The organism is Halorubellus amylolyticus, assembly GCF_034808145.1.
In the GTDB taxonomy this organism is placed as follows: Archaea; Halobacteriota; Halobacteria; order Halobacteriales; family Natrialbaceae; genus Halorubellus.
On sequence record NZ_JAXHGM010000123.1, the window covers coordinates 1 to 229 of the forward strand.

Annotated in this window: 1 protein-coding gene; it reads right to left on the reverse strand. The window is 46.7% G+C overall.

Translation table 11 applies throughout. The features are described 5' to 3' along the window. Positions 1-229, reverse strand: a 229-nt coding sequence (locus SM754_RS20435) for a hypothetical protein (RefSeq protein WP_323677977.1), incomplete at both ends; no start/stop codon positions are given.

Consider the following 229-nt stretch of genomic DNA (forward strand, 5'->3'; position numbering starts at 1 on the left):
GCAAACTTCAGAGTTGGCAAAGATCGAGAATCCAGCACCACAGACAAAATCAAGTTGGTTCCAGATTTTTACGTATCCATTAGCCTGATCCTGTGTGAGTGGGGCGCCGTTGTTGTTGGTTCCAGTTAGAAGACCGTATGGGTTCTGAGCACATGCGTAGAACTGTTCTTTTGGTTGGTAGCACTGCTTGTACTGCTTGAAGGCATCGCAAGTTGTAAGAAGCCCGTAT